At 33.2% G+C, this 26,634-nt stretch carries 21 protein-coding genes; 14 read left to right on the forward strand and 7 right to left on the reverse strand.

The window, feature by feature from the left end; genetic code table 11:
- Positions 1–9: 9 nt before the first annotated feature.
- On the reverse strand, positions 10–3,099 hold the full coding sequence (locus BLV35_RS01610; RefSeq protein WP_091083799.1) for a SusC/RagA family TonB-linked outer membrane protein: 3,090 nt from the start codon (positions 3,097–3,099) through the stop codon (positions 10–12).
- A gap of 219 nt (positions 3,100–3,318) precedes the next feature.
- Here BLV35_RS01610 and BLV35_RS01615 point away from each other — a divergent pair, with 219 nt between their 5' ends.
- The 5 genes from BLV35_RS01615 (at position 3,319) to BLV35_RS01635 (ending at position 7,844) form a co-directional block, all read left to right on the forward strand.
- Positions 3,319–4,296, forward strand: coding sequence for a polyprenyl synthetase family protein (locus tag BLV35_RS01615; protein ID WP_091083802.1), 978 nt, complete (start codon positions 3,319–3,321; stop codon positions 4,294–4,296).
- A gap of 56 nt (positions 4,297–4,352) precedes the next feature.
- A complete protein-coding gene (locus tag BLV35_RS01620) occupies positions 4,353–5,285 on the forward strand; it encodes a CPBP family intramembrane glutamic endopeptidase (protein WP_091083805.1) in 933 nt (310 codons plus the stop codon).
- 182 nt (positions 5,286–5,467) lie between these two features.
- The gene (locus BLV35_RS01625; RefSeq protein WP_091083808.1) at positions 5,468–6,028 is read left to right on the forward strand and encodes an RNA polymerase sigma factor; all 561 of its coding nucleotides are present in this window, start codon (positions 5,468–5,470) and stop codon (positions 6,026–6,028) included.
- Complete coding sequence (locus BLV35_RS01630; protein WP_091083812.1) at positions 6,015–6,710, forward strand: hypothetical protein; 696 nt, start codon at positions 6,015–6,017, stop codon at positions 6,708–6,710. The genes BLV35_RS01625 and BLV35_RS01630 overlap by 14 nt, the downstream gene beginning before the upstream one ends.
- Positions 6,711–6,740: 30 nt before the next feature.
- A complete protein-coding gene (locus tag BLV35_RS01635; RefSeq protein WP_091083815.1) occupies positions 6,741–7,844 on the forward strand; it encodes an HlyD family secretion protein in 1,104 nt (367 codons plus the stop codon).
- Positions 7,845–7,898: 54 nt separating this feature from the next.
- On the opposite strand, the gene BLV35_RS01640 is transcribed toward BLV35_RS01635, so the two are convergent.
- Positions 7,899–8,975, reverse strand: a complete 1,077-nt coding sequence (locus BLV35_RS01640; protein WP_091083818.1) for an ATP-binding response regulator — start codon at positions 8,973–8,975, stop codon at positions 7,899–7,901.
- Between the two features lie 473 nt (positions 8,976–9,448).
- On the opposite strand from BLV35_RS01640, the gene BLV35_RS01645 reads away from it, so the two are divergent.
- Positions 9,449–10,210 carry a response regulator transcription factor gene (locus BLV35_RS01645; protein ID WP_091083821.1) on the forward strand — a complete coding sequence of 254 codons (762 nt, stop codon included), beginning with the start codon at positions 9,449–9,451 and terminating at the stop codon, positions 10,208–10,210.
- Between the two features lie 842 nt (positions 10,211–11,052).
- Here BLV35_RS01645 and BLV35_RS01650 read toward each other — a convergent pair.
- Complete coding sequence (locus BLV35_RS01650; protein WP_091083824.1) at positions 11,053–14,241, reverse strand: sensor histidine kinase; 3,189 nt, start codon at positions 14,239–14,241, stop codon at positions 11,053–11,055.
- A 430-nt stretch (positions 14,242–14,671) separates the two neighbouring features.
- Here BLV35_RS01650 and dnaG point away from each other — a divergent pair, with 430 nt between their 5' ends.
- Entirely contained in the window at positions 14,672–16,639 is a 1,968-nt protein-coding gene (gene dnaG / locus BLV35_RS01655; protein WP_091083826.1) for a DNA primase, read from the forward strand.
- Here dnaG and BLV35_RS01660 read toward each other — a convergent pair whose 3' ends face one another.
- Positions 16,640–17,269, reverse strand: a complete 630-nt coding sequence (locus BLV35_RS01660; protein ID WP_091083829.1) for a response regulator transcription factor — start codon at positions 17,267–17,269, stop codon at positions 16,640–16,642. It lies immediately after the preceding gene.
- Between the two features lie 90 nt (positions 17,270–17,359).
- On the reverse strand, positions 17,360–18,160 hold the full coding sequence (gene nadE, locus BLV35_RS01665) for an NAD(+) synthase (protein WP_091083832.1): 801 nt from the start codon (positions 18,158–18,160) through the stop codon (positions 17,360–17,362).
- A gap of 100 nt (positions 18,161–18,260) precedes the next feature.
- Between nadE and gldB the strand changes: the two genes are divergently transcribed.
- Positions 18,261–19,217, forward strand: coding sequence for a gliding motility lipoprotein GldB (gene gldB / locus BLV35_RS01670; protein ID WP_091083836.1), 957 nt, complete (start codon positions 18,261–18,263; stop codon positions 19,215–19,217).
- Complete coding sequence (gldC, locus tag BLV35_RS01675) at positions 19,217–19,552, forward strand: gliding motility protein GldC (protein ID WP_091083839.1); 336 nt, start codon at positions 19,217–19,219, stop codon at positions 19,550–19,552. Before gldB ends, gldC begins: the two co-directional genes overlap by 1 nt.
- A 90-nt stretch (positions 19,553–19,642) precedes the next feature.
- Here the strand turns inward: gldC and yihA are convergent, their stop codons facing one another.
- Positions 19,643–20,263, reverse strand: a complete 621-nt coding sequence (gene yihA, locus BLV35_RS01680; protein WP_091083843.1) for a ribosome biogenesis GTP-binding protein YihA/YsxC — start codon at positions 20,261–20,263, stop codon at positions 19,643–19,645.
- 39 nt (positions 20,264–20,302) lie between these two features.
- Complete coding sequence (locus BLV35_RS01685) at positions 20,303–21,067, reverse strand: alpha/beta fold hydrolase (RefSeq protein ID WP_091083845.1); 765 nt, start codon at positions 21,065–21,067, stop codon at positions 20,303–20,305.
- A 395-nt stretch (positions 21,068–21,462) separates the two neighbouring features.
- Between BLV35_RS01685 and BLV35_RS01690 the strand changes: the two genes are divergently transcribed.
- From BLV35_RS01690 to BLV35_RS01710, 5 genes are read left to right on the forward strand one after another with little or no spacing between them, the layout of a single operon-like run.
- Entirely contained in the window at positions 21,463–21,936 is a 474-nt protein-coding gene (locus tag BLV35_RS01690) for a division/cell wall cluster transcriptional repressor MraZ (RefSeq protein ID WP_091084814.1), read from the forward strand.
- Entirely contained in the window at positions 21,911–22,819 is a 909-nt protein-coding gene (gene rsmH, locus BLV35_RS01695; RefSeq protein WP_176980545.1) for a 16S rRNA (cytosine(1402)-N(4))-methyltransferase RsmH, read from the forward strand. Before BLV35_RS01690 ends, rsmH begins: the two co-directional genes overlap by 26 nt.
- Before the next feature lie 6 nt (positions 22,820–22,825).
- Positions 22,826–23,173: an FtsL-like putative cell division protein gene (locus tag BLV35_RS01700; RefSeq protein WP_091083850.1), complete on the forward strand. Its 348-nt coding sequence runs from the start codon at positions 22,826–22,828 to the stop codon at positions 23,171–23,173.
- Positions 23,164–25,167: a penicillin-binding protein gene (locus BLV35_RS01705; RefSeq protein WP_091083853.1), complete on the forward strand. Its 2,004-nt coding sequence runs from the start codon at positions 23,164–23,166 to the stop codon at positions 25,165–25,167. Before BLV35_RS01700 ends, BLV35_RS01705 begins: the two co-directional genes overlap by 10 nt.
- On the forward strand, positions 25,164–26,627 hold the full coding sequence (locus tag BLV35_RS01710; RefSeq protein ID WP_176980546.1) for a UDP-N-acetylmuramoyl-L-alanyl-D-glutamate--2,6-diaminopimelate ligase: 1,464 nt from the start codon (positions 25,164–25,166) through the stop codon (positions 26,625–26,627). The genes BLV35_RS01705 and BLV35_RS01710 overlap by 4 nt, the downstream gene beginning before the upstream one ends.
- Positions 26,628–26,634 lie beyond the last annotated feature (7 nt).

The following is a 26,634-nucleotide window of genomic DNA, read 5'->3' on the forward strand; positions in this document are numbered from 1 at the left end:
ATGTTTTTTTTAGAATGAAGCGTTTAATTTGATTCCGTAGTTTCTAGAAGAAGGCAGTTGCAAGACTTCAAACCCTGGTAAAAGAGTTCCTCCACTTATGGCTTGAGTCTCTGGATCAATGTTTGGGACTTTCGTCCAAAGTGCCAGATTATTCCCCACTAGACCAATGCTTACATTTTGCATTTTTACCGCTTTAGTCCATTTAGTAGATAATCTATAATTCAAACTTACCTCTCTTAGTTTTACATAAGAAGCATCAAATGAATTGGCTTCGATGTTGTCTCTTCGAAACGCATTAGAGTAATACCAGTTTTCAGCGCTTATAGAAGTAGTGTTTGGGCTGTAAGATCCGTCAGTGTTTTTTACAACACCTTCGCCTATTATTCCTGTTTCTCTTCCTGGTAATGAAACCGCAAGTATTCCGCTTTCCATTCCGATGGCATTTGTCATAGAATAGATTTTTCCGCCATGTCTAACATCAAATAAGGCATTAAGATTAAGGTTTTTATAGCGTAGATTAGTTGAAAGTCCTAACATCCAGTCTGGATTGTAGTTTCCTATTTTCTTAATTTTAGTATCTAATATTGGTGATCCTGTATTGTCATACACAATTTGGTTGTCGGGACTCCTTAAGTAACCGCGACCGTACATGTCACCCATTCTTTCTCCTACACGTGCTTCAATTGTTCCCCCGTTCGGACCTTGAGCAATGATATAATTATTAATCCCTGGAGTTAGTTCTTTTACAGTACCACGATTCTGAGTAAAATTTGCGTTAAGCGACCATTCAAAATCTTTAGATCTAATAGGAGTCAATCCTAAACCTATTTCGATTCCTTTGTTTTGAATTTTACCTGCATTGATTACATTCGAATTAAAACCTGTAGCTTGAGAAATATCCAAACCTACAATCTGGTTTTTAGAGTTGGTAATATAATAACTCATATCTAGAGTAATTCTTTTCTTGAAAAACTGCACCTCAATTCCTGCTTCGTATGATGTTGCAATTTCAGGTTTTAGATTACTGTTTAAAATGGAACTAGGATTGGTCAAAGTTCCTGCCAGAGCACCGTTGGAGTATGTTTTAACTAATCGATAAGGATCGGTGTCGTTTCCTACTGAAGCCGCGTTTACTCTTAGTTTTAAGAAATCTATGTTTTTATTCATTTCAAAAACCGAAGTTGGAATAAAACTCAAAGAAGCCGATGGATAGAAATACGAATTGTTGTTTGTAGGCAATGTGGATGACCAGTCGTTTCTAGCCGTAACATCTAAATATAAATAATCTTTGTATCCTATATTGGCTAGACTATACATACTATTGATGCGCTTTTTGTAAATGTTTCGAGATTGTATAGGCATCACATTGATATTTTGTAAATTGTAGATGCCGGGAATACTAATTCCTTGTCCTTCAATTTTACTTTCAGACGTGTATTGATTCATGCTATTTGCTCCGTAAGAAATTTTAAAGGAGAAATCGCCAAAAGTATGATCATAAGAAAGCAACATGTCAGCATTGTATTCTGTAAATGCAATGGTTTGTTCGCGGTACATTCCTTGTGTGTATCGTGACGATCCAATAGGTCTGCGTGACCATCTAAAATCATTTGAATTATCCATACCTATTCTCGCCATGAATGAAAAGTCATTGCTGATTTGATAAGTGGACGATATATTTCCAAAAATGCGCCCTTTTTTAAAGGCATTGATGTTCTCATAAGCAATCTTGAATGGATTATCTCCCCAGCCAAACATGCTATTTTGTTTAACATCTTTCACAATCCAATAATCTTTCAGCCAGTCTAAGTCAACATTGGTATGGTTCCAAAGTAAATTATACATGACACCTTGGCTTCCGTAGCCAGTAACCGGAGTATTGTCACTGGAACTTTTAGTATATGTAGCTACAGTAGCCAGTTTCCACTTATCTGAAATGTTATAATTAAGATTCAAACTGATGTTTTCTCTTTTTAAATTAGAGTTAGGAACAATGTCTTCGCTGGTTGTTTTTCCGTAACTCAATCTGAAATTCGTTTTTTCATCAGAACCAGAAACAGAAACTGAATTTGAAATAGAACTTCCTTTTCTAAAAAAATCATTTAGGTTGTATCTAAATTCAAAGGGTAATACTTGCCCTTGTCCTACAGAATATCCTGAACTTCCGTTTTGTAATAATGAAATGCCAGAGTCAAAACGAGGGCCTAAATTTGTATCTGCACCTGCGTCGTAAATTTGTTTAGAACCAGCGCCATACACACCTTGAATTTCAGGTAATCTTAATGCTTCGCTTGTCATAAAAGAAGAGGAAATTGAAACCCCTAAACCTTTGCTTCTCTTGCCTGATTTAGTTGTAATTACAATAACACCGTTAGCCGCGCGAGAACCATATAAAGCAGATGCTGCTGCCCCTTTTAGTACATTTACACTTTCAATATTTTCTTGATTAATTTCTGACGCACCATTTCCATAATCTGTAGGTAAATCAGTTTGACTTGTTGAAGAGCCTCCCACGCCATAGACGTTATTGTTAATAGGAATTCCATCTACAATAAATAAGGGACCATTGTTATTAATGTTTAATGATTTGTCCCCGCGAATTGTAATTCTTGACGAACTCGCGATTCCATTACCAGAGCCAGAAATTTGCACCCCTGATATTTTACCTGTTAGATTTGAAACAAAATTAGCTGAGTTCACTTTATTAATATCATCTGATTTTAACTCTTGTGACGCATATCCTAACGCACGTTTATCTCTTTTAATTCCAAGAGCAGTTACAACAACTTCTCCTAGAGATACTGAATTGTCATCAAGTACTATATTTTGGTTTTCTTCATTGTTAATTAAAACTTCTTTAGAAGTAAAGCCCATAAATGAGAATACTAATGTTTTTCCTTTTTCAGTTTTAATGTTGTAATTACCATTTCTGTCTGCAATGGTTGCAGTTTTCGTGCCTTTGACTAAAATAGTTGTACCGGTAAGTGGGAAACCTGACGAATCTGTTACTTTTCCTGATATTGATTTTGTTTGTGCATTCACTAAATGCACACAGAATAAAAGTAAAAGAAAGAGTAAATTTTTTCTTGAAATCTTCATTTTTTTGTTGTTTTGTTTTGTTGGGCAAACTTAAAATTCCGATTGTCGGGTTAGATTAAGTTAAGTTTAACAAAGTATTCAGTACAATTAAGAATAGGTTAGCTGTGTAAATTCTCTGATTTTGACTCTTTATAAGGTGTGAATTATTTAACACAGGTTGGATTAAAATTAATAGTAAGGCTATGTATATTTGTTAAAAGGTGTAACTTTGAATTCTAAATGAATGTCACTTCTCAAATAAAACAGCCCATCTTTAAAGAAATGGAACTTTTTGAAAAAAAGTTCTACGAATCGATGACCTCTCAAGTGGCTTTGTTGAACAGAATCACGTATTATATAGTGAATCGAAAAGGGAAACAAATGCGTCCCATGTTCGTTTTTCTAACCGCTAAGATGGTTTCTGCGGGAACTGTGAACGAAAGAACCTATCGCGGAGCCTGTGTTATAGAGCTAATTCATACCGCAACTTTGGTTCATGATGACGTAGTGGATGATAGTAATCGTCGCCGTGGTTTTTTCTCTATCAATGCACTTTGGAAAAATAAAATCGCAGTACTTGTTGGGGATTACTTACTTTCAAAAGGATTGTTGCTTTCTATCGACAACGGTGATTTTGATTTATTGAAAATAATTTCAATCGCTGTTCGAGAAATGAGCGAAGGTGAATTACTGCAAATAGAAAAAGCGAGAAGGCTTGATATCACAGAAGACATTTATTACGAAATCATACGAAAAAAAACAGCAACACTTATTGCAGCCTGTTGTGCTCTTGGTGCAAAATCAGTTATTGAGGATGAGATTCAAGTAGAGAATATGCGCAAATTTGGGGAACTAATCGGAATGGCGTTCCAAATTAAAGATGATTTGTTTGATTATACTGATGATGCTATTGGGAAACCAACTGGTATTGATATCAAGGAGCAAAAAATGACTTTACCATTAATTCATGTTCTAAATACCTGTACTTCTAAGGAAAAGTCATGGTTGATCAATTCGATTAAAAACCACAACAAAGACAAAAAGCGTGTTAAAGAAGTTATTGCTTTTGTAAAAAATAATGACGGTTTACTTTATGCCGAAAATAAAATGCTCGAATTTCAACAAGAAGCACTTTTATTACTAGAAAATTATCCTACTTCAGATTTTAAAGATGCCTTAATCTTGATGGTGAATTACGTTATTGAAAGAAAGAAATAGTTTTTAAAATTTTTAAATTCCAATATTAATTCATTTTTTTTAAAGCGCTATAGTTTATGAGTTTCTTAATTTCATCAAAAAATCCATTGTTAATATTTGCAAGTGTCGATGGTAAAAAACCACATTGGTTGGTAGCATTATTGCTCACTTTAACTTTTTTGATTCTTGGTCAACTATTGGGTTATTTTGCTAGAATGCCATTTGAAACCTCTATTAATTCTATCGTAAATCCTGCATGGAAATGTGCTATCCCAATATTTGAACAGCTTATTTCAGGAAATCTTCCTATCGTAGTTTGTGTTTTTTTATGGATGTATTTTTATGAAAAAAGACCATTTTCTCATCTTGGTTTTCAAAAAAAGAAATCCGTTAGCCTATATTTTAAAGGATTTCTTGGCGGTATTCTAATGTTTGGTAGTGTGGTAGGAATTATGGCAGTACTTCATTTTGTAAATTGGGAAAACGGAAACCCACTATTGCAAGGCAAAGAGATGCTTTTTCCAACATTTCTGTTATTGATTGGGTTTGTAATTCAAGGCGCTACAGAAGAAATCCTGTGTAGAGGTTGGTTGATGCCTATTTTGTCGGCGAGATACAATCTTTGGGTTGGGATATTCTTGTCCTCATCACTTTTTGGCATTTTGCACGGATTCAATCAAAATGTTACTATGCTTGCTGTTTTCAACACTGTTTTAGTCGGTGTGTTTTTCTCCCTTTTTGCATTACGCCAAGGTAGTTTGTGGGGTGCGTGCGCATTGCATAGTATTTGGAATTGGTTGCAAGGAAACTTTTTTGGTTTTGAGGTCAGCGGTCAAGAAGCAGGCCCAACATTGTTTAACCTAAAAGAAATTGGTCCTGATTGGATGACTGGAGGAATATTTGGACCTGAAGGTGGTTTTATTTGTACTTTTATAATTAGTGCTGCAATAGCCATTATCTTGTTTTTGAATACTAATGATAAAATTAAAATTCAAACCCAAGATTTATAGAAATTCTCAATCTTTCTAAAAATAAATAGTTCTATTCCAATAGTTTCAAAAGAAACCAAAAAAAGCTTCTCCTAATACCTTATTTCATAAGGTGTTTTGGTTTTATATTGAAATTTTTATTATTCATGCAACCTTTTTACATTTACATTCGTCTATAGTTATAGAAACCCTTTACAACAACTTTGAAAGTAATCAACTTACATCAAGAGGAAAAAGAAATGATTCAGCTAGCTGTCGATAACAATCGGCAAGCACAGCAACAAATCTATTCTCGGTTTTCTCCAAAAATGTTAGGAGTTTGTAGGCGGTACATCAAAGACTTACAACAAGCCGAAGATGTTATGATTGCTGCGTTTATGAAAGTTTTTACAAATTTGAAAACGTTTCAGCATAACGGAAGCTTTGAAGGATGGATTAGACGAATAATGGTCAATGAATGTATTTCTTTTATTAGAGTTCAGAAAAAAGTTAAGTTTATCGAAGATGAAATTTATGTTGAAGAAGGTTTTGATGCTGCTGATAGTCAATTTTCAATAGCTGATATTCAACTATTAATTGATAGGCTGCCGGATGGTTATAAAATGGTTTTTAATTTATATGCTATCGAAGGTTTTAAGCATAAGGAAATTGCCACAATGTTGGGGATTAATGAAGGTACGTCAAAATCGCAGTTATCACATGCCAGAAAGATTTTGCAACAGCAGATTAATACAATAAAAAAATTCGAGTATGGAACCAAATAATTTTGAAAGCCAAATAAAACAGAAGTTAGAGAATAGTACTATTCAGCCTTCAAGCGAAGCTTGGGATAAATTAGAAGGGATGTTAGATAAAGCCCAAAATACAAAAAGAAATAGAAACTTCTCTTGGATTTATATAGCCGCCAGTATAGTTGGGTTTTTACTAATCGGGACAGTTTTTAGTCATCTAATAGTGATAAAAAGTATCGAGCAGGGAGATGAAGTGGTTATTCAGCATAAAGAGAATACAAAATTTGGACTTGAAGACAAGGTGATAGAAGAGGAAGTATTGATGAATACTGCTTCAAACCCTGATGAAAAAATAGCGGTTGTTTCAGAAAAACAAGTTGCTAAAATAATAAAAAAAGAAGGAGTAATAGCTAATATTAATAAAACGGAGCGTTCAATCATCAATCAAGCAACTGCATCGCATTTGCAAAACAATCAAAACAAGTCTTCTTTAATAGCAGAGAAATCAGCGAGTACAGTTGTAGAGACAGTTCAACAAACCATAGCAACTAATGAAGCCGTGGTAAAATGCAATAAGGTAACTGTAGATGCTTCTTATTTATTGTCACAAGTAGATAGTGAATTAGAACTTTCTTTTAGGGAAAAGGTAATTCATAAAGTGAGTAAAAATTTCCAAACTATAAAAGTGGCTTTTGCCAATCGCAATCTAGAATAAATCATCAATCAAATTTAAAATTAAATCATCATGAGAAATTTCACTATTTACTTAGCAATTCTTTTATGCCTTATGGCGAGTAAAATGCTAGGGCAAGAAACCTTTGAAAAGCAAGCGAAAAGAATTGCTTTGAAAATTGAAAATATTACTAAGGAGCAAAAAGAAGCATTAAAAGTTGAGGTAGAAGAAGTCAACATCCAATTAGAAAAAGGAAGTATTTCACAAGAACAGGCCGATTTAAAAAAACAACAATTGGCGCAAGCAAGAGCAACAATAATTGAAAACAAAGTCGCTGTTGCCCAGGAGGAGTTAAAAGACTTAGTGCAAGCACAAGTGGAAGGTAAAATTAGCAATACGGCATCAGATGGAGACCAGTCTGGCGGGACTATGATTATTATAGGAGGTAGTACTGATTCCATTGGAAAAAATAAAACGGAGATTAATGTGACTTCAATGAAAGTCTATAAAGGGCAAAGTGAAAAAGAAGATCGTCAATCAAAAAGAACGACAACTCAAGTGGTTCTTGCAACGGGTTTAAACAATGTTGTTATAGAGGGTACTGCAGCTAAATCAGATTTTAGATATTGGGGTTCTCACTTCTATGAGTGGGGTTTGACATACAATACAAGAATTTTTAAAAACAACAATTTATTGCATGCAAAATATGGTTTGTCTGTGATGTACAATAATCTTAGGGCGACAGATAATAGGTATTTTGTAGTGGATGGTAACCAAACGAATCTCGAGGTAGATCCAGTTCATCAGGAAGATTCCCGTTTTAAGAATGTAAATTTGGTTTTTCCATTGCACTTAGAATTTGACTTCACAAAGCCGTCAGTAAGAGATGGGAAGACCTATTTTAAAACACACGATAGTTTTAGACTTGGTTTAGGTGGGTATGTTGGGACAAATCTAAAGTCTAAACAGTATATCAAGTATGATATAGATGAGTACAAGTCGAGAGAAATAACTAAAGGAGGTTTTAATGTGGATAGTTTTATATATGGATTAAGCGGTTATGTAGGTTATGGAGCGACCAGTTTGTATCTGAAATATGATCTAAACCCAATGTTTAAGTCGAATACTATTAAACAAAACAATGTTTCTTTAGGCGTTCGTTTTGATTTTAATTAGGTTTATTTTGAATTAGTTAATAACCCCTTTCGGATATTGAATCATGAAAGGGGTTTATTTCTTATGGATAGGAAGTAAAATAGAAATTTTAGCACCTTCATTTTCTTTTGATACAATACTTATAATTCCATTAGATTTTTTTATGATAGATTTAGTGATAAAAAGTCCTAATCCTAATCCTTGTTGCTCTCTTTCATCATGGTTAAACTGCACTGTAGCGTCAATTAATTTCAGCTCTTCCTCTTTAAATCCAACTCCGTAATCAAATATATTAATTTCATAGTAATCATCGCTAAATATGCTTCCTTCAATAACTACTTTTTTGTTTTCTGGAGAGAACTTTAATGCATTGTCTAGTAGCTCAAATAAAATAAAACTCAGATTGTTGCTGCTAATCGCTAATTCGGCCCCTGTAAGTTCAGATACAACTCTGTTTTTTTGTTTTTTATAATGGAACGAAATTTTATTTAAAATATTCTTGAAAACATTCTTGATTTCTGCGCAATCATTTTCGGATATTTTAAATTGATTATTTTTGATGTTCTCAAAATGAATTATATTTTGCATCGTTCTATTCAGACGTTCTCCATATGTTTTAATTTCCTCGTGAAAAATAATAATTTCCTCTTGTTTTAAATAGGCGGTATCGTCCATCAGCAAATCAATTGAACCTAAAATACCATTTAGCGGTGTATTGATTTCGTGGGAGAAGTTTTTGGATTCTCCGATATATAAATTAGTAGTATTTTTAATTTTTTTAAATCTTTCTATTTTCGACTGTACGGTTTTTAACAACTCTTTTACTTCAAATGGTTTCGTTAAAAAGTCATCTGCTCCGACGTGAAAACAGTTTCGCATTAAATTATTTTCAACTTTAGCAGTTAAAAAAACAAAAGGAATAGTGCTTAATAGTTTGTCACTATATACGATTTTTTGAAAAGCCAGTCCATCCATAACGGGCATCATAATATCGCAAATGATTAAGTCAGGAGTCCAGTCATCTAAAATATCAAGAGCTACTTGTCCGTTTTTAGCTGTTTTTGTTTGGTAATTGTTAAGGCTAAGCACTTCAGTTATTACTTCTCTAATATTTAACTCATCATCAATAATGAGTATTCGACTTTTATTCATATGGAAAGTATAAGGTAAATATGGTTTTAATATTTTGTTTGCTTTCTAAGTTGGTAGATGCTTTAATCTGTCTGTTACGTTGTTTTACGATATTCTTACATCGTTGATAGTCAATTATATGATTTGTGTTAGGTGTTCAATAGCATGAATTTTGTACTAGTCTTTTTACTTTTTAGGAATTTCAATAGCAAAACTGTTTTCTTATGTTTTAGTTTAGGATCTAAGTAGATTAATAGGAAATTTGCTTCTTGAAAGGTTTTAGGATATTTGAAAGGATAACTAATCAGTTTGTAAATACCAGACGAAGTTTACTCTATTCTAAATTTGCCTTTTAGAAAGTATTTGACACCATTTTATGAAATTTTGTTAATAGATTGCGAATATATTTTAATTACAGATTTTAACAAAGATTAGTATCAATAAGTTTATAAAATTTACTGTTGACTTAATAATTTTATAACTATTTTAGACGGGTGAAAAATGAAAAAAAAAATGTAGTATTAATTGAAGATAATCTTGCTTTAGGCGAGTCTATTTTTGATCTACTAACTCTAAGTGATTTTAATGTGAAATGGCTTAAAAACGGTTATGAAGCATTGATGTATTTAAACTGTAATTTACCAGACATTATTATTAGCGACTTAGTGATGCCTGTCATGGGAGGGGATGAATTGTTTTTGAAAATCAGAAAAAGTAATAAATTCAATAGTGTTCCTTTCATAATCATCACAGCTAATATTGATGATGAAACTAAATTTAAGCAATTGGAGAATGGTGTTAACGATTACATTATGAAACCATTCAAAACTAGAGAGCTAATATTGAAAATTAAAAACATTTTAAATTTAAAAGATCAAATAAGTAAAAAAAACAGCCCTGATCCTTTTTCAAAAGTTACTATAAAGTTATCTGAAAAGGATTTTCTCGTATCTATCAATACTATTTTGTCCAAAAACATAAAAAAAACCATAGATATTGACGAGTTGTCAAGTCAACTATATGTTAGTAAATCAACATTAGATAAAAAAATCAGGAAGCGGACTAATAAAAATATAAGTCAGTATATGAGAGAATTTAAATTGGATTATGCCCTGAAACTAATTTATTTAGGAGAACGGAATATACAATTTTTAGTAGACGAGACCGGTTTTAATTCTTTATCCTATTTTTCTACTAGTTTTAAGAAATATGTAGGGCTGACTCCAAGAGATTATATTAAGTCTACTCAAAATTAAAACTAATTATTTTTTAAATCATCAGCATTTAATTTTAACTTATAGAGGTTATTAATACTGATTGGCAGTGTAATTAGTAATATAGTGATTGAATGTTATTTGGTTAGTTAATTACAATCGTTATTTTAATGAAAATTAGGCCTTCAGTTGAAGTTTGGAATAGTTTAGAGACTTCTATAAATTCACACAAGATTAAAAGAATTACCGTTCTTTTATATTTTTGTCTTATCGTTAGCGTATTTACTTTAATAGCCGCAATTATCCTTTTTGTTTAAATTTAGTTTTAGATAATTATGTTTATTGTGGTTTTAATAATTTGCGTTTTTAAATTAACAGTAATTTGTTTCCAGTTATCACTATAAACGAACTAACTTGTACTTGTGCTTATTAAGTTTGCTTGTAGGTTTATTTCTTATCATACAGCTTACCTAATGTTTTATTCGGGGGGATATGACAACAATTACAATTTGTTAATGTAAGCTGTTATGGTAGGTTTTAATACTTTCTAAAAATATAAAAGCATCTATTCTAAGAACCGCCACATACTAGATCTACAACCGTATTAATTCAAAAAAAGATATTATTTCTTTTAAATAAGGAGGTCGCGATATTTAACTGTCCAAAGTTAAAAAGAATCCGTCTTTATAAATCTCAAAATTCAGTTTTAAGATATATAGTTAAAACTGGTCTATTAGAAAAAGCAATTTCTTGATGCTCTTTAAGAGCTGTACAAGTTTTTAAAAAACATCATGTTTACGTCTAAACTTAATAGGATTAACATTTTAGAAACAGTTGTTGTCAGTGTTGCTTTATCATCTGTATATTCAGGCAGAAAATATATTTTATGCTTTTGGTAGTTGTATGGTTACTTTAGTTCCTTTTCTAAGTTGACTTTCTAATTTTATCTTTCCTGAATTTTTTTCTAAAAATGTTTTAACAATATAAAGTCCTAAACCTGTTCCTTCAATTCCATCAGTATTACTTGCTCGATAAAAAGTGTTAAATAGTTTTGGTTGATCATTTTCGGGTATTCCAATGCCAAAATCTATAATTTCAAGTTGAATTTCTGATTTATTAGAAATCAATCTTAGTTGTACACTTTCGCAATTTTCAGAATATTTAAAAGCGTTGTGTATTAAGTTAAATATAGCGTACTCTATCAAATTTTTGTCTGCATAAATTAAAAACTGATCTCCTTCAAAATAAAGATCTACTTTTTGACCTCCTTTATTGTTACTAAAACTAGTGTCTATTACATTGCAACAGAGTTCTTTTAAATCGAATTTAATCGGGTGGAATTTAGTTTTTCCAGAATCATCTTTAGATATAGTCAAAACAGCATTCATTAATTCAATTATGCGGTCAATTTCACCTGTGATTCTGTTCGTTTGTTTTCTTAGGTTATGTTCGTTGTCAAAATTCTGACCTTCAAGATACATTTCAATTAATTCTGCACTGGTTCTAATGGTCGTCATTGGAGTTCTAAACTCATGAGAAATAGTAGAAACTAAATTATTACGTAATTCGTTTAATTCACGTTCTTGTTTTAGTGCTTTATCTATGATAAATTCGGCTTCTTTTCTTTCCGAAATATCCCTTGTGCTGGTTTGAATTCTTATAGGAATTGCATTTTCAAAAACAACTTTAGCGTATGTTTCTAGCCAGATGTATACTCCTGTTGAAGTTATATAACGGTACTCAAATCGAGTTGCGGCATGGTTTGACGTGAGATTATAGATATCAGTTTTCATCCCTAATAAATCTTCAGGATGAGTGAAATCCATAGGGGTTTTTCCAATCAGATTTTCCGGGGTATAACCAGCTAATGCTTTTATAGAAGGAGAGACATACTGAAAAGTCATGTTTAAATCATGTAAACAGACTAAGTGCATTGTATTATCTGCTAAAAGGCGATATAAGCTTTCAGCTTTATTAAGTAGGTTGCTTTTGTTCTTGTTATTTTCTTCTAATAAAAGTTTGTTTTGTTCTTCAAATTTTTTTATTTCGGTGACATCAGTCTGTGCTCCAATCATTCGTATTGCTTTGCCTGATTCGTCGCGAATAATGTAGGCCTTATCTTTTAGATAAACATAAGTACCGTCAGATTTTAGATAACGGAATTCGTCATATAAAGTAGTTGATTTGCTTTCAAGTGTTGTTTTGAGGTTTTCATGAACTCTTTCTATGTCGTCAGGATGAATAAGATTGTCAAATCTTTTAACTTTTAAAAAGTTGTTTTTGTTCTTTAATTTATAACCAAATAGTTTTGTATAATTTTCTGACATTATAAAATTTTCAGAACCTATTTCCCAATCCCAAATGACATCAGAAGTAGCCATGTTGACATATGTAAAACGTTCATTGCTAATTTTCAGTTCTTTTTCTGTTTTTTTCTGTGCTGTGATGTCGTTGAAAGAACATATTACGTAAAGAAATTGATTTGCGTCTCCGAAAACTGGAATTGCATCAACTAATAGCCAAACTAAATCATTTTTGGTGGGACGACGCACTCCCATTACTATATTGTTAATTGATTTTAATTTCTTTATAGCTTGAGGAACAGGGTGTTCTTCAGCTGTAAAGGTGGAGCCATCTTCATGGATTACCTCCCAATGTTCGTCAAAGGAGGTTTTTCCTAAAAGTTGATCTTGGGTGAGTCCCAACATTTCGCAAGCAGCTTTATTGTTTTCTATGATTTCTGATTGGGGGTCTTGAACTAAAATACCAACAGCAACGTTTTCAATAACACTAGTTACAAGTTGCCGGCTGTTGAGAATTTCATTTTGTCTTTTTTTGGTTTCAGTTATGTCTACACTGAAACCAATCATAATTTCAAGTGTTCCGTTTTTATTAAATACTGGAGTAAATTTTCTATTGTGAAAACTTTGCTCTCCTACTGCATTGTATAGTTCTTCTTCCCATGATAGCGTCTCTTTGGTTTGAACTGCTATATTAAATTTAGCCCGTCTTTCAATTGCGAAAGTATCTGCTCTATTGGTATGTTTAGTATATTCAAAATCGTCTTTCCCAATAATATATTCCCTGAGTTCTTTGTTTTTAATAGCAATAGGATTTACATATATGTACTTGTAATTAGAGTTAAATACGGCAACATCTGTGGGTAAGCGGTCTAATATAGTTTCGTAGAATTCTTTTTGTAGTTTTAGTTCTTGTTGACTTTCTACAAATTCTGTGATGTCCCTACAGTTCCCAATATAAAACTGTTTGTTATTTTTTTCGATCAGATTGATCTTTGATGAATGCCAAATATATCGCCCGCTTTTATGTAATACTCTATAGGATAGTTCTTTATTGTTATTTTCGTTTAGCTTGATGTTTTGTAGAAAATCAGAATACTTTTCTATGTCTTGTGGATGAATAAGTGTTGCGTTACTTTTTCCAATAACTTCATAAGCTTCATATCCAACAGATAAGGCGAAGTTTTTGGAAACAGAAGAGATTGTACCTTCTAATGTGAGTTCATATATAATTTCGTTTGAATTTTCGATAAAGGATTGAAACTTCATCTTTGTTTCGCTTAGCTGTGTTTTTAAATCATAATTTTTTAAGCTTAAATTCAATATCGATTCTATTTGGGAAACGCATTGTTTTAAAATTTTTAATTCGTTTGTACTAATTCTATTAGTCTTTTTATTTATAATGCAAAGGCTAGCTGAGATTGAGTTATTTGATGTGTTTATTGGAAAACCTGCAAAAAAAGCGAAAGTTTCCTTGTTACCATTTAATTGGTTGTTATCATTTTGATTTGTCCCAGGAAGAATTACAATATTATTATGGCTAGTTGTAAGCTCGGTAAAATGTGCAATTTCATTTGGGGTACTGAAGTTTTCTAATCCCTTTTTAGATACTATAATGTCTTTTTGTTCTACTTTTATTGAAATAAAGGCATCCGAAATTTTACAAATATCTGTTACAAAATCTAAAATAGTATCAAATTCTTTCTTAAGTACATGATCTGTTATGTTTAATTCCAGGAGGTTTGAACTAGGTATAGCTTTTGATGTATGCATTTAAGTTTTTCAATTATGGTTTAGGCGTGCGGACTTAGGTTGATGGCGCAAAGTAGCGTAAATTTTACTATTAGTAGACGTAAAAGAATGGATTAAAGTATTAAAATTTAGTTTAATAGCTGTTTTATTGGAAGGAAAAATAATTTTTTATGGTTCTAACTTTTTTTTTAAACTGGTTAGCTACAAATTGTACAGTTTGTTTTTTTTAATGTAGTACTAAAAAACTGATCTTTAGAGATAAATCATCATAAGACAAATTAAATAAATGGAGTTGTTTTTAATATGCAAGTTGATTTATTGCTATTAAATTTTTCGTGTAATTTATTAGTATTCCTGAGAATTAGGGTCTTTTTGATTAAAATTTAGATTCTTTAAAACTGATTTTCAAATATCAAACTTTGTATATTTGCCCTTTTACTGCAAAACAACAATGATTACAAAAGCGACTATAGATACTGTTTTTGAAACTGCTCGTGTAGAGGAGGTTATTGGCGATTTCGTCCAATTAAAGAGAGCTGGAAGTAATTTTAAAGGACTGAGTCCATTCTCTGATGAGCGTTCGCCATCCTTTATGGTTTCACCAGCTAAAGGGATTTGGAAAGATTTTAGTTCTGGAAAAGGTGGGAATTCGATTGCTTTTGTAATGGAACACGAACATTTTACCTATCCCGAAGCCATCCGCTATTTAGCCAGGAAATACAATATAGAAATAGAGGAAACAGAGCAAACAAACGAAGAAAAAGCAAATACAGATATTCGAGAGAGCATGTACTTGGTTTCTGAATTTGCAAAAGATTATTTTCATAGAACACTTTTAAAATCAGAAGAAGGTAAAGCTATAGGTCTTTCTTATTTTAAAGAAAGGGGATTTACTAATGAAACCATAGAGAAATTTAGCCTTGGATATTCTCCAGAAGCTTGGGATGCTTTTACAAAAGAAGCGCTTGGAAAAGGCTATAAATTAGAATTTCTTGAAAGTACTGGTTTAACAATCGCTAGAGAAGATAGACCTTTTGACCGGTTCAAAAGCCGCGTAATGTTTCCGATACAAAGTATGTCAGGAAGGGTACTTGGTTTTGGAGGTAGAATATTGACTAATGATAAAAAGGCCGCGAAATATTTAAACTCACCAGAAAGCGAGATTTACCATAAGAGCAAGGTATTGTACGGAATATATCAAGCGAAACAGTCTATTGCGAAACTCAATAATTGTTTTTTAGTCGAAGGATATACGGATGTTATTCAGTTTAATCAATCCGGAATTGAGAATGTGGTTGCGTCTTCTGGGACAGCATTAACGCCAGATCAAATCCGTTTAATTAATAGACTTACAAAAAATATTACTGTTCTTTTTGATGGTGATGCAGCCGGATTGCGTGCTTCGGTTCGAGGAATCGATTTGATTTTGGAGGAAGGAATGAATGTAAAGGTTTGTACTTTTCCTGATGGAGAAGATCCAGACAGTTTTGCTAAGAAAACATCTCATGATGATTTAGTCGCTTATCTCGAAAACAATGCAAAAGATTTTATTCAGTTTAAAGCATCGCTTTTGATGAATGAAGCAAAGAATGACCCTATAAAAAAAGCCGATTTGATTCGGGATATGGTGGTAAGTATTTCTAAAATACCAGATAGAATCCAACGCGAAATATACATTCAGGAATGTTCTAGAATTATGGATATTTCTGAGCAAGTATTGGTTAGTACTTTGGCGCAATTAGTTCAGAAAGACACTTTAGAGGTTGGTAAAAAACAAAAGCAAGATTATAAACCTTTAGAAGTTGTGCAAAGTGAAAATCCTGCCGATGCCGAAAAAGTAGATATTCTCTATCGTTTAGAACGAAAAATAATAGAGATGTTGCTTCTCTATGGTGATCAAACGGAAGAATTTGAAGATGTACTTTTAAAGTCAAACGGAGAAGGGGAGATTGAACATGTTGTTGAAAAAAAGGAATACAAAGTATTTCACAGAATCTATTTGAGCTTACAAGAAGATGAGGTTGAATTAGCAAATCCACTGTTTCGTGATATATTTAATGATCTGATTAATTATTTTCTACAAAATGATGGTTTCAGTTTAGAGCAATATTTGATGCATTTACAGCCGGAATTTGCCCAAGAGGTTACTGATATTTTAATGGAAGATGAGCGACTTGTAATGCACAATTGGGAAGGACAAAATATTTTTCCAAAGTATAAAAAGGACACTATTGGTCAAAATGTTTCAGAGACTATTTTAACGCTGCGCTGGTATTTAGTAGGTAAAATTATTGAAGAAATAAAAAGCTCCATAACATCTGAATCAGATAATACGGAGCCTATGACAATGATTAGAGACTACCTTGGTCTAACTTTTGCTTTTTCGAAAAAATTAGGACGGGTAATGTCTCGTTTTTAATTAAACTATTTCTAATTTTTGTGCTTTGTTTACTAAATCAACTAGGTTGGTAACATTCAGTTTCGTTAATAAACGCAATTTGTAGGTGCTTATCGTTTTCTCGTTAAGGCCTAGAATTTCAGCAATTTCGTGATTTTTTTTACCTCCGCTTAAATAACGCAACACTTCAACCTCACGATTGGAAAGCTTACGATACAAACGTTCGCTTTTGCTTTGTTTTGCAATTAAGGCGAGGTTTTTCTTCACGGTTTCGTTCATAATTATCTTACCTTGACTCACTTTTATGATTGATAAACCCAAGGTTTCCAGTTTTTCTTTCTTGTGAACAAATCCTGAAACACCTGCTTTAATAGCATTTGGCGCATAAATCTGTTCAGAAAGACCACTGAATATAATAATTTTTGTCTTTGGAAAGTTTTTTAGAATTGATTTGACTTCAAAAATACTAGAAAGACCTTCTAATTCTAAGTCTAAAATTAAAACATCAATTTCTTTAGTAAGAAGAATATCACGAATCATTAAAAAATTACCAACATTGGCTACTAGTGATATTTCGGCATGATCTTTAAAATAAGATTTCACTCCAAAATGCACTACAGGGAAGTTATCAGCTAAACAAACTTTTATCATGATTTTTGGTTTTTAGAGTTTTTTGTCACTATTCATTATTAAATATAAGAAAAATTATGTTTATTTTCTAATTATTCGGATAAAAGACCATTAATCCCGATTAACTAAACAAACAGGTATTTCTTTCATTTTGTGTTGGTTAATTTTATTTAAGCGTTTGTATATATCAAATACCGTTTTTTCTCTTCCGGAGAAATCAGTACTAGATTTTCCTGCCTGGTCCTGATTCATGGCCCACTCTAATTCGTCATAGGTGGCGCCTAATTGTGCTTCATCTGTTTTTTCATCACCAAATAGTCCGTCAGATGGAGCCGCATTTAAAATAGATTCTGGAACTTTTAAATAAGCAGCTAACATAAATACTTCTGACTTCATTAAATCAGCAATTGGGCTAAGGTCTACACCGCCATCTCCATATTTTGTAAAAAAGCCAACGCCAAAATCTTCCACCTTGTTTCCTGTCCCTGCGACTAATAGTCCCTGCACGCCAGCAAAATAATATAAAGTGGTCATTCGTAAACGAGCACGTGTATTTGCAAGAGTCAGATTGAGTTTGTTTTCTTCGAAGTCAGTAGGAACCTCGGTTTTGAAAGTTTCAAAAACAGAAGTCAAATCTGCTAGGGTTTCTGAAACATTAGGGTATCTGCTTTTTAATTGATTAATATGCTCACGTCCACGGCTAACATGGCTTTCATGCTGATGAATGGGCATTTCAACACATAAAACCTTTAGTCCTGTTTGCGCGCACAATGTTGAAGTTACTGCTGAGTCTACTCCGCCGGAAATTCCAACCACGAAGCCATTTACTTTTGCGTTTTCGGCATAGGTTTTTAACCAATTAACAATCTGAGTATTCACTTTCTCAACTTGAAGCGTATTTTTTTTAATCATAATAGTCTACGTTTTAACGAGCAGGAATGTATATTTGCAAAATCATTCAAGAGTATGCTTGTTTTTCTGATTCTATATCGGCAAATTTAATTAAAAAATAATGAAATTATATCACATTCCGCTTCTCATATGTCTCTTTTTTCTATCATGTGGTAAGAAAAGCAAAGTAGAAAAAGCTGTAGAAGAAATTCCTGTGGAAATAAAGGTGGAGCGTTTCGACAAAATCTTTTTTGAGACTGATCCAGAAGATCTTGGCAAAATAAAAAAAGAGTTCCCTTTTTTCTTTCCTCCTGGTAATGACGATGCGGTTTGGTTAGATAAAATGCAGAATCCGCTCTGGAGGGAATTGTATACTGAGGTACAGAAAAAGTACGCAAACTTTGACGCTGTTAAGGTGAAGCTAGAGGAGCTTTTTAAACATCTGAAGTATTATTTTCCTGAAACGAAGTCGCCAAAAGTGATCACTGTGATTTCCGAAATGGATTACAATAATAAAGTGATTTATGCGGATAGTTTGGTGATTATTTCTCTCGAAATGTATTTGGGAAAGGAACATAAGTTTTATCAATTTCCTAATTATATCAAGCAGAATTTCGAGGAAAACCAAATTATGCCTGACGTTGTTTCGAGCTTTTACAAGCGAAAAGTAGCGCCAGATCCTGCGAAAAATTTATTGTCTAAAATGATAAATTCAGGAAAGGAATTGTATTTAAAAGATCTCTTGCTTCCTGATTATAGCGATGCTGATAAGATGGGGTATACAAATGAGCAGATTGAATGGTGTAATGAGAATGAGAGTTATATGTGGCGTTATTTTATCGAAAAAGAAATGCTTTATAGTGATGATCAGAAGTTAATTTCGCGTTTTATAAGTCCTGCTCCTTTTTCTAAATTTTATTTGGAGATTGATAATGAAACACCTGGTCAAGTTGGTGGTTGGGTAGGATGGCAAATTGTTCGCTCGTATATGAAAAACAATGAAGTATCTTTGCAGCAGTTATTAGAAACAGATGCTAAACAAATATTTGAAAAATCAAAATACAAACCTAAGAAGTAATGTCAGATAAAAACAGATCGGAAATTAAATTCCTTGTAGAGTTAGATGAAAACCGCGTTCCAGAAAAATTATTGTGGACCGCAAAAGACGGTGGTGTAGAATTAGAAGAAGCAAAGGCAATTATGTTGTCTGTGTGGGATAGTAAAGCCAAAGAAAGTATGCGTATTGATTTATGGATAAAAGAGATGCCTGTAGATGAAATGAAAATATTCTTTCATCAAACATTAGTAGCGATGTCAGATACTTTTCATCGTGCCACAGGTGATGAGAAGATGGCAGAGACCATGAAAGATTTTTGCGAATATTTTGCAGAGAAATTAGAATTGAAGAAGTAAGATTAATTTCTTCCCTAATACAAAACATCCCAAAGCTTAATTTTAAGCTTTGGGATGTTTTTTTATGTAGTAAAGGAATGTAGTCTATTTTTAAAACTGACCACCGCCTTTAAAAATTTCTTGATTTACTTCGTCGATATAGCTTAGAACATTCTCTTTTCCTAAAGATTCTGTTGCAGAGGTTACGAAATATTGAGGCATTTCGGCCCAATTGTTAGCAAACATACTTTTCTTGTATGCTGCAATATGAGAATCAATTTTTACTTTACTGATCTTGTCTGCTTTGGTAAAAATAATACAAAAAGGAATTTCGCTTTCTCCCATGTAAGACATGAACTCAATGTCTATAGTTTGAGCTTCGTGACGAATATCGATTAAAACAAAAGCACAAACTAGTTGTTCTCTCGTCTCGAAATAATCGGTTATAAACTGTTGGAAAACTGATTTTGTTTTCTTGGATACTTTAGCATAACCATATCCAGGTAAATCAACTAAGAACCAATTGTTATTTATTAGGAAATGATTAATTAGCTGCGTTTTTCCAGGTCTTCCAGATGTTTTAGCTAATTTTTTTTGGTTGGTCAACATATTGATTAATGAGGACTTTCCAACATTAGACCTGCCTATAAAAGCATATTCTGGCAAACGGTCTTTTGGACATTTGCTTACATCGGAGTTGCTAATTACAAATTCGGCGGTATTGATTTTCATATTTTTTTGTGTAAAACCTCTCCTTAGGAAGTGAGGTGCTTATAAATTGGATTTAGTTAGCCATTCTTCAAGCAAGCGATTGAACTCTTCTGGATGTTCCATCATTGCCGCGTGACCACATTTATCAATCCAATATAAGGTTGAGTTGGGTAATAATTTATTAAATTCTTCAGCAACATCCGGAGGAGTTACTTTGTCGTTTTTACCCCAAATAATACAAGTTCGCACATGCATCTTCGGAAGGTCTTTCGCCATATTATGACGAATGGCACTTTTGGCAATTGTTAATGTTTTGATCAGTTTTATTCTGTCGTTAACTGTTGCGTAAACTTCGTCAATCAATTCTGGTGTAGCAATTGCAGGGTCGTAAAATACGTCTTCGGCTTTTTTCTTGATATACTCATAATCGCCTCTTTTTGGATAACTATCACCCATGGCACTTTCGTACAATCCTGAACTTCCTGTTATTACAAGTCCTGCCACTTTTTCAGGGTACATTTTTGTGTGGTATAGAGCAATATGACCTCCTAGTGAATTCCCTAGAAGAATAACTCTATCAAATCCTTTAAAAGTGATAAAGTCCTTAACGTATTTAGCAAAACTTTTTACGTTTGTTTTTAAAATATTTTGGGTGTAGATAGGTAAATCCGGGATTACAATTTTGTATCCTTTCTCAGAAAAATGACTGGCTACGGCATCAAAATTACTTAAACCTCCCATCAGCCCATGTAAGATTACAATTGGCGTTCCTTCTCCAGCCTCATAATAGCTGTATTTACCTTCCTTCTTATAGTTTTTTTCCATGTTCTTGAATACGGATTTTCAATTTTCACAAATATAGGATTTAAAAAATTAAAAAGAATTTTTGAAAACGATTTTTGGGCATATTAATGCATTTTGCGCATATTTATTTTTCAGGAGCTAAATAATGTATAAAAGCAGTCCTTTTAAAGCAATTTTCTATTGTAAGTAAAAAGGTATTTTAGTTAAAATATTGAAAATAAATCGCTGGGAATTTCGATAGTTTAAGCTTTCTTTTGAATAACTGATAAAACGGCTAATAGTCTGACAGTCTGTTAGTCTTGTCTCTGAGTCGTTTTGCTTCGTTGTGGTTAAACTTATTAACAAAGTGGTAGATAGTGGTAAATAGTGGTGATATTTTTCATATTTTTGCTCTATATCATTTTAAAACTATTCTTTTGAATACAATTGTTGGGACATATGAATGTAAGGTCGATGCTAAAGGAAGAGTGCTGTTGCCAGCGCCTTTGAAGAAGCAATTGACGCTTTCTCTTCAAAGCGGTTTCGTTTTGAAGCGTTCGGTTTTTCAGCCTTGTTTGGAGTTGTATCCTATGGAAGAATGGAATGTGATGATGGCAAAAATCAATAAGTTGAATCGGTTTGTAAAGAAGAATAATGATTTTATCCGAAGATTCACCGCCGGTGTAAAAGTGGTAGAAATAGATTCTCTAGGGAGGTTGTTGATTCCTAAAGACTTAGTGTCTTTTGGGAGTATTGCGAAGGAGGTTGTCTTTTCTTCCGCTGTTAACATAGTGGAGATTTGGGATAAAGATTTATACGAGACATCGATAAATGGGGAAGACGTAGATTTTGCAGATTTAGCAGAAGAAGTAATGGGAAATATAAATGACGACGACAATGGAATATCATAATCCGGTTTTGCTTCAAGCATCAGTAGATGGTTTAAATATTAAGCCTGATGGCGTTTATGTAGATGTAACCTTCGGTGGAGGTGGGCATTCGAAAGAAATACTAAGCAGGTTAGGGCCAAGCGGGAGACTGTTTGCTTTTGATCAGGACGAGGATGCTTTGGCTAATGCTTTGCCAGATGAGCGATTTACGCTTATTAACGAGAATTTTAGATTCATCAAACGTTTCTTGCGTTTTTACGGTTTGAAAAGTGTGGATGGAATTTTGGCTGATTTGGGAGTTTCCTCTCATCAATTTGATGTGGCTGAACGTGGTTTTTCTACTCGTTTTGATGCTGGATTGGATATGAGAATGAGTCAGAAAAATGACTTAAATGCATACAGAGTAGTAAATGAGTACGATGAGGCTGATTTAAAACGTGTTTTTTTAGATTACGGAGAATTGAAAAACGCTGCTGTTTTGGCAAGAACCATTGTAGAGGCTAGAGAAGTACAACCTATTAAGACTACTGATGAATTGAAGGAGGTTTTGGCAAAATATTTACCAGAGAGAGTAAGGAATAAAATACTAGCTCAAATCTATCAAGCCATTCGAATTGAAGTAAATCAAGAAATGGATGTTCTAAAAGAATTCTTGGAGCAGTCATTAGAAGTGCTAAAATCGGGAGGGCGATTAAGTGTGATTTCATATCATTCATTAGAAGATAGATTGGTAAAACGATTTGTGAAAAACGGTATGTTTGAAGGGGAGCCTGAGCGTGACTTTTTTGGTAATTTTTCCGTTCCGTTTAAGATTATCGGAAAATTAATAGTGCCGGACAAAGAAGAGATAAAATTAAATAATAGAGCTCGAAGTGCTAAATTAAGAATAGCAGAAAAGATATAATTCAGAATGAAAAACGGTGTTTATAACATATTAAAAGCGAGATTTCTTATCGACGATGACGCGATGAAAAATTGGCGTTTTATCGTTTTTCTTATTCTTTTAGCTATTGTTATGATTGCTAATACACAACGTTTTGAGCAGAAAGTTTTTCAAATTGCCAAATTAACGACTGAGGTAAAAGAATTGCGCTCAGAATTTGTTGACCGACGTTCTCAGTTGATGAAATTGAAAATGGAGTCTACTGTTTCAGATAAAATGGTAGAAAAACAAATTTTTCCATCGACTGTTCCTCCAATTAAAATAAAAGTAAAAAAAGAAGAAGAGAAAACTTTTCTTAAAAAATTATGGCAGTAGAAGATAAACACATATCATACAGGATCTATCTCGTTGCATTTGCTATCTTTTTGGTAGCGATCGCTATTGCTATTAAATTAACTAATATTCAGTGGGTTGAAGGCGATTATTATAGAAAATTAGCCAAAGAAAGAACAGTTAAGAATTTTGTTATTCCTTCCAATAAAGGAAATATCTACTCTTCTGATGGGAGTTTACTGGCTACTTCAATCCCTAATTATGAAATACGCTTCGATGCTTTAGCACCAAAAATGGAAATATTCGAGAAGAATGTTCAATCACTATCTGATTCGTTGGCATTTGTTTTGGGTAAGCCAAGTAGTTTTTATCAAAATGAACTTAGAAGGGCTAGAGCTAATAATAACAGATATTACCTAATAGCCCGTGATTTAAGCTACACAGATTATATAAAAATCAAAGGATTTCCTTTGTTTAAGTTAGGTGCTTATAAAGGAGGGATTATTATCGAACAAAAAACGGTTAGAGAACATCCAATCGGTAAGATAGCCGAACGTACTATTGGTTATGAACGAAAAACACCTTCTGGTACTTATGATGGTAAAGGTATCGAATGGGCGTATAGAAAATATTTGAATGGCAAAGATGGTAAAATTCTTAAGCAAAAAATTGCAAAAGGACAGTGGAAGCCTATTCGTGATGTTAATGAAGTGGACCCACAAGATGGTTACGATGTAATATCAACTATCGATGTCTACATACAAGATATTGCACATCATGCTTTATTAAAACAATTAGAAGAGTTTGAGGCTGATCATGGTTGTGTGGTAGTAATGGAAACCGAAACAGGAAAAGTACGGGCTATTTCTAATTTAGGCAGAGCCAATGACGGAACTTATTATGAAACAACTAATTATGCCGTTGCAGAATCTCATGAGCCAGGATCGACTTTTAAATTAGTTGATTTAATGGCGATTCTAGAAGATAAAGTGGCTGATACAAGTACGGTTTATGATACTAACGGAGGAGAGATTAGATATTCGGGAAAAGCGGTAAGAGATTCTCATAAAGGAGGATATGGAAAAATATCGCTAGCAAGAGGGTTTGAGTTATCGTCAAATACAGTTATGGTTCGTGCGGTTTATGAGAATTATAAAGACAATCCTTCAAAATTTGTCAACCATGTAAACTCTTATGGATTTAATAAGAAGTTGAATATGGATTTCCAAGGGGAAGGAAGGCCTTTTGTTCCACAGCCAAGCGATAAAAGCTGGTCTAATATTTCGCTGCCTTGGATGGCATTTGGATATGGAGTTTCGGTAACACCAATGCAGACTTTGACATTCTATAATGCCGTTGCCAATAATGGCGTGATGGTAAAACCACAGTTTGTATCAGAAATTAAAGAGTGGAATAAAACCATTGTAAAAATGGAAAAGGAAGTTATCAATCCGAAGATATGTTCTACCGAGACACTTTTAAAGTTGAAAGCAGTTTTAAAAAATGTAGTAAAAAAAGGTACTGCTTCAAAACTCTACTCAAAAGATTTTTCAATGGCAGGAAAAACTGGTACGGCTGCAGTGAATTATGCTAAAGACGGTGGAGCAGGTAAATATTATGCTTCGTCATTTGTGGGTTATTTTCCGGCCGATCATCCTAAATATTCTTGTATTGTCGTAGTGCATAAACCAAGTACGGTGAATAATAATTATTATGGTGCGGATGTAGCGGGACCTGTTTTTAAAAGAATTGCACAAAAGATTTTTACAGATGTTCCTTCGACAAATGAGATAAAAAATATAAACAGAAAAGTCCCTAAACAGGAGGTAAACTATAACAACTACTTTGCTAAGTTGCAAAAACAGCAACGCTCAATTCCAAATGTTAAAGGTATGCCGGGAATGGATGCTATTGCTTTATTGGAAAACTTAGGAGTAAAGGTGAAAGCAGTCGGAATGGGGAAAGTTAAGACACAGTCGCTTCAGGCGGGTCAGGATATAATAAAAAACACAACTATAACATTAGAATTATTGTGATTATACTAAAAGACATATTATATAAAGTTGCAATCGAAGCCGTACATGGTTCGACGGAAGTTGCTGTAGGTGAAATCGAATTTGATTCAAGAAAAATTGAAAAAAACGATATTTTTGTGGCTATTCGTGGTTCTGTTTCAGACGGGCATGAATATATTCAAAAAGCAATTGAATTAGGAGCTGTAGCTATTGTTTGCGATACGTTCCCTGTAAATTTCGAAAAAGAAATCACTTACATTCAGGTGAAAGACACGAATAAAGCATTGGCTTTCATGGCCGCTAATTATTTTGGAAATCCATCTGAAAAATTAAAGTTGGTTGGTATCACCGGAACAAACGGGAAGACTACCATCGCTTCTTTATTGTATCAATTATTTAAAAAAGCAGGTTTTAAAGTAGGATTGATTTCTACGGTAAAAATTTTAGTTGACGATATCGAATACAAAGCAACACATACAACACCAGATTCAATTACCATCAATCACTACTTAGCTGAAATGAGAGATTCAGGGGTTGAATATTGTTTTATGGAAGTGAGTTCTCATGGTATTCATCAAAAACGAACAGAAGCATTACATTTCGTAGGTGGGGTTTTTACCAACTTGTCTCATGATCATTTGGATTACCATCCCACTTTTGCAGAGTATAGAGATGTTAAGAAATCTTTTTTTGACAACCTTCCCAAAAATGCTTTTGTACTGACTAATGTTGATGATAAAAATGGTGCTGTAATGTTACAAAATACAGTAGCGAATAAACGCACCTATGCTTTAAAATCATATGCTGATTATAAAGCACAAATTCTCGAGAATCAATTGTCGGGATTATTGTTAAAGATTGAAGGAAATGAAGTTTGGGTAAAGCTAATAGGAACATTCAATGCCTATAATGTTTTGGCAATATATGGTACTGCAGTTGAATTAGGAATGGATAGCTTAGAAACACTTCGCTTGTTATCTGAACTGGAAAGTGTTTCGGGAAGATTCCAGTACATTGTTTCTACTACAAATATCACGGCTATTGTTGATTATGCTCATACTCCTGACGCATTGGAAAATGTTTTAAAAACAACCAATGACATTCGTACTAAAAACGAACAGTTGATTACTGTTGTAGGCTGCGGTGGAAACAGAGATAAAACGAAACGACCAATTATGGCGAGTATCGCCTCTGAATTGAGCGATAAAGTAGTTCTAACTTCTGATAATCCAAGAAATGAGGACCCTGATACTATTATCCAGGAGATGGAAGTAGGTGTTGCAGCAGAGAATTATAAAAAAGTATTGGCTATAACAGATAGAAAGCAAGCTATAAAAACAGCTTGTCAATTGGCTCAGCCAAACGATATTATTTTGATTGCAGGAAAAGGACATGAAACCTATCAGGAAATCAACGGTGTTCGTCATGATTTTGATGACATGAAAATAGTGAAAGAGATATTAGAACAACTTCATAAATAGTAAATAT

This window comes from Flavobacterium gillisiae, assembly GCF_900107635.1.
Classification (GTDB): Bacteria; Bacteroidota; Bacteroidia; order Flavobacteriales; family Flavobacteriaceae; genus Flavobacterium; species Flavobacterium gillisiae.

Coding starts and splice junctions, on each gene's coding strand:
- BLV35_RS01610 (WP_091083799.1), bottom strand. CDS start 3,099: ATGAAGATTTCAAGAAAAAATTTACTCTTTCTTTTACTTTTATTCTGT.
- BLV35_RS01615 (WP_091083802.1), top strand. CDS start 3,319: ATGAATGTCACTTCTCAAATAAAACAGCCCATCTTTAAAGAAATGGAA.
- BLV35_RS01620 (WP_091083805.1), top strand. CDS start 4,353: ATGAGTTTCTTAATTTCATCAAAAAATCCATTGTTAATATTTGCAAGT.
- BLV35_RS01630 (WP_091083812.1), top strand. CDS start 6,015: ATGGAACCAAATAATTTTGAAAGCCAAATAAAACAGAAGTTAGAGAAT.
- BLV35_RS01635 (WP_091083815.1), top strand. CDS start 6,741: ATGAGAAATTTCACTATTTACTTAGCAATTCTTTTATGCCTTATGGCG.
- BLV35_RS01640 (WP_091083818.1), bottom strand. CDS start 8,975: ATGAATAAAAGTCGAATACTCATTATTGATGATGAGTTAAATATTAGA.
- BLV35_RS01650 (WP_091083824.1), bottom strand. CDS start 14,241: ATGCATACATCAAAAGCTATACCTAGTTCAAACCTCCTGGAATTAAAC.
- dnaG (WP_091083826.1), top strand. CDS start 14,672: ATGATTACAAAAGCGACTATAGATACTGTTTTTGAAACTGCTCGTGTA.
- BLV35_RS01660 (WP_091083829.1), bottom strand. CDS start 17,269: ATGATAAAAGTTTGTTTAGCTGATAACTTCCCTGTAGTGCATTTTGGA.
- nadE (WP_091083832.1), bottom strand. CDS start 18,160: ATGATTAAAAAAAATACGCTTCAAGTTGAGAAAGTGAATACTCAGATT.
- gldB (WP_091083836.1), top strand. CDS start 18,261: ATGAAATTATATCACATTCCGCTTCTCATATGTCTCTTTTTTCTATCA.
- gldC (WP_091083839.1), top strand. CDS start 19,217: ATGTCAGATAAAAACAGATCGGAAATTAAATTCCTTGTAGAGTTAGAT.
- yihA (WP_091083843.1), bottom strand. CDS start 20,263: ATGAAAATCAATACCGCCGAATTTGTAATTAGCAACTCCGATGTAAGC.
- BLV35_RS01685 (WP_091083845.1), bottom strand. CDS start 21,067: ATGGAAAAAAACTATAAGAAGGAAGGTAAATACAGCTATTATGAGGCT.
- rsmH (WP_176980545.1), top strand. CDS start 21,911: ATGACGACGACAATGGAATATCATAATCCGGTTTTGCTTCAAGCATCA.
- BLV35_RS01700 (WP_091083850.1), top strand. CDS start 22,826: ATGAAAAACGGTGTTTATAACATATTAAAAGCGAGATTTCTTATCGAC.
- BLV35_RS01705 (WP_091083853.1), top strand. CDS start 23,164: ATGGCAGTAGAAGATAAACACATATCATACAGGATCTATCTCGTTGCA.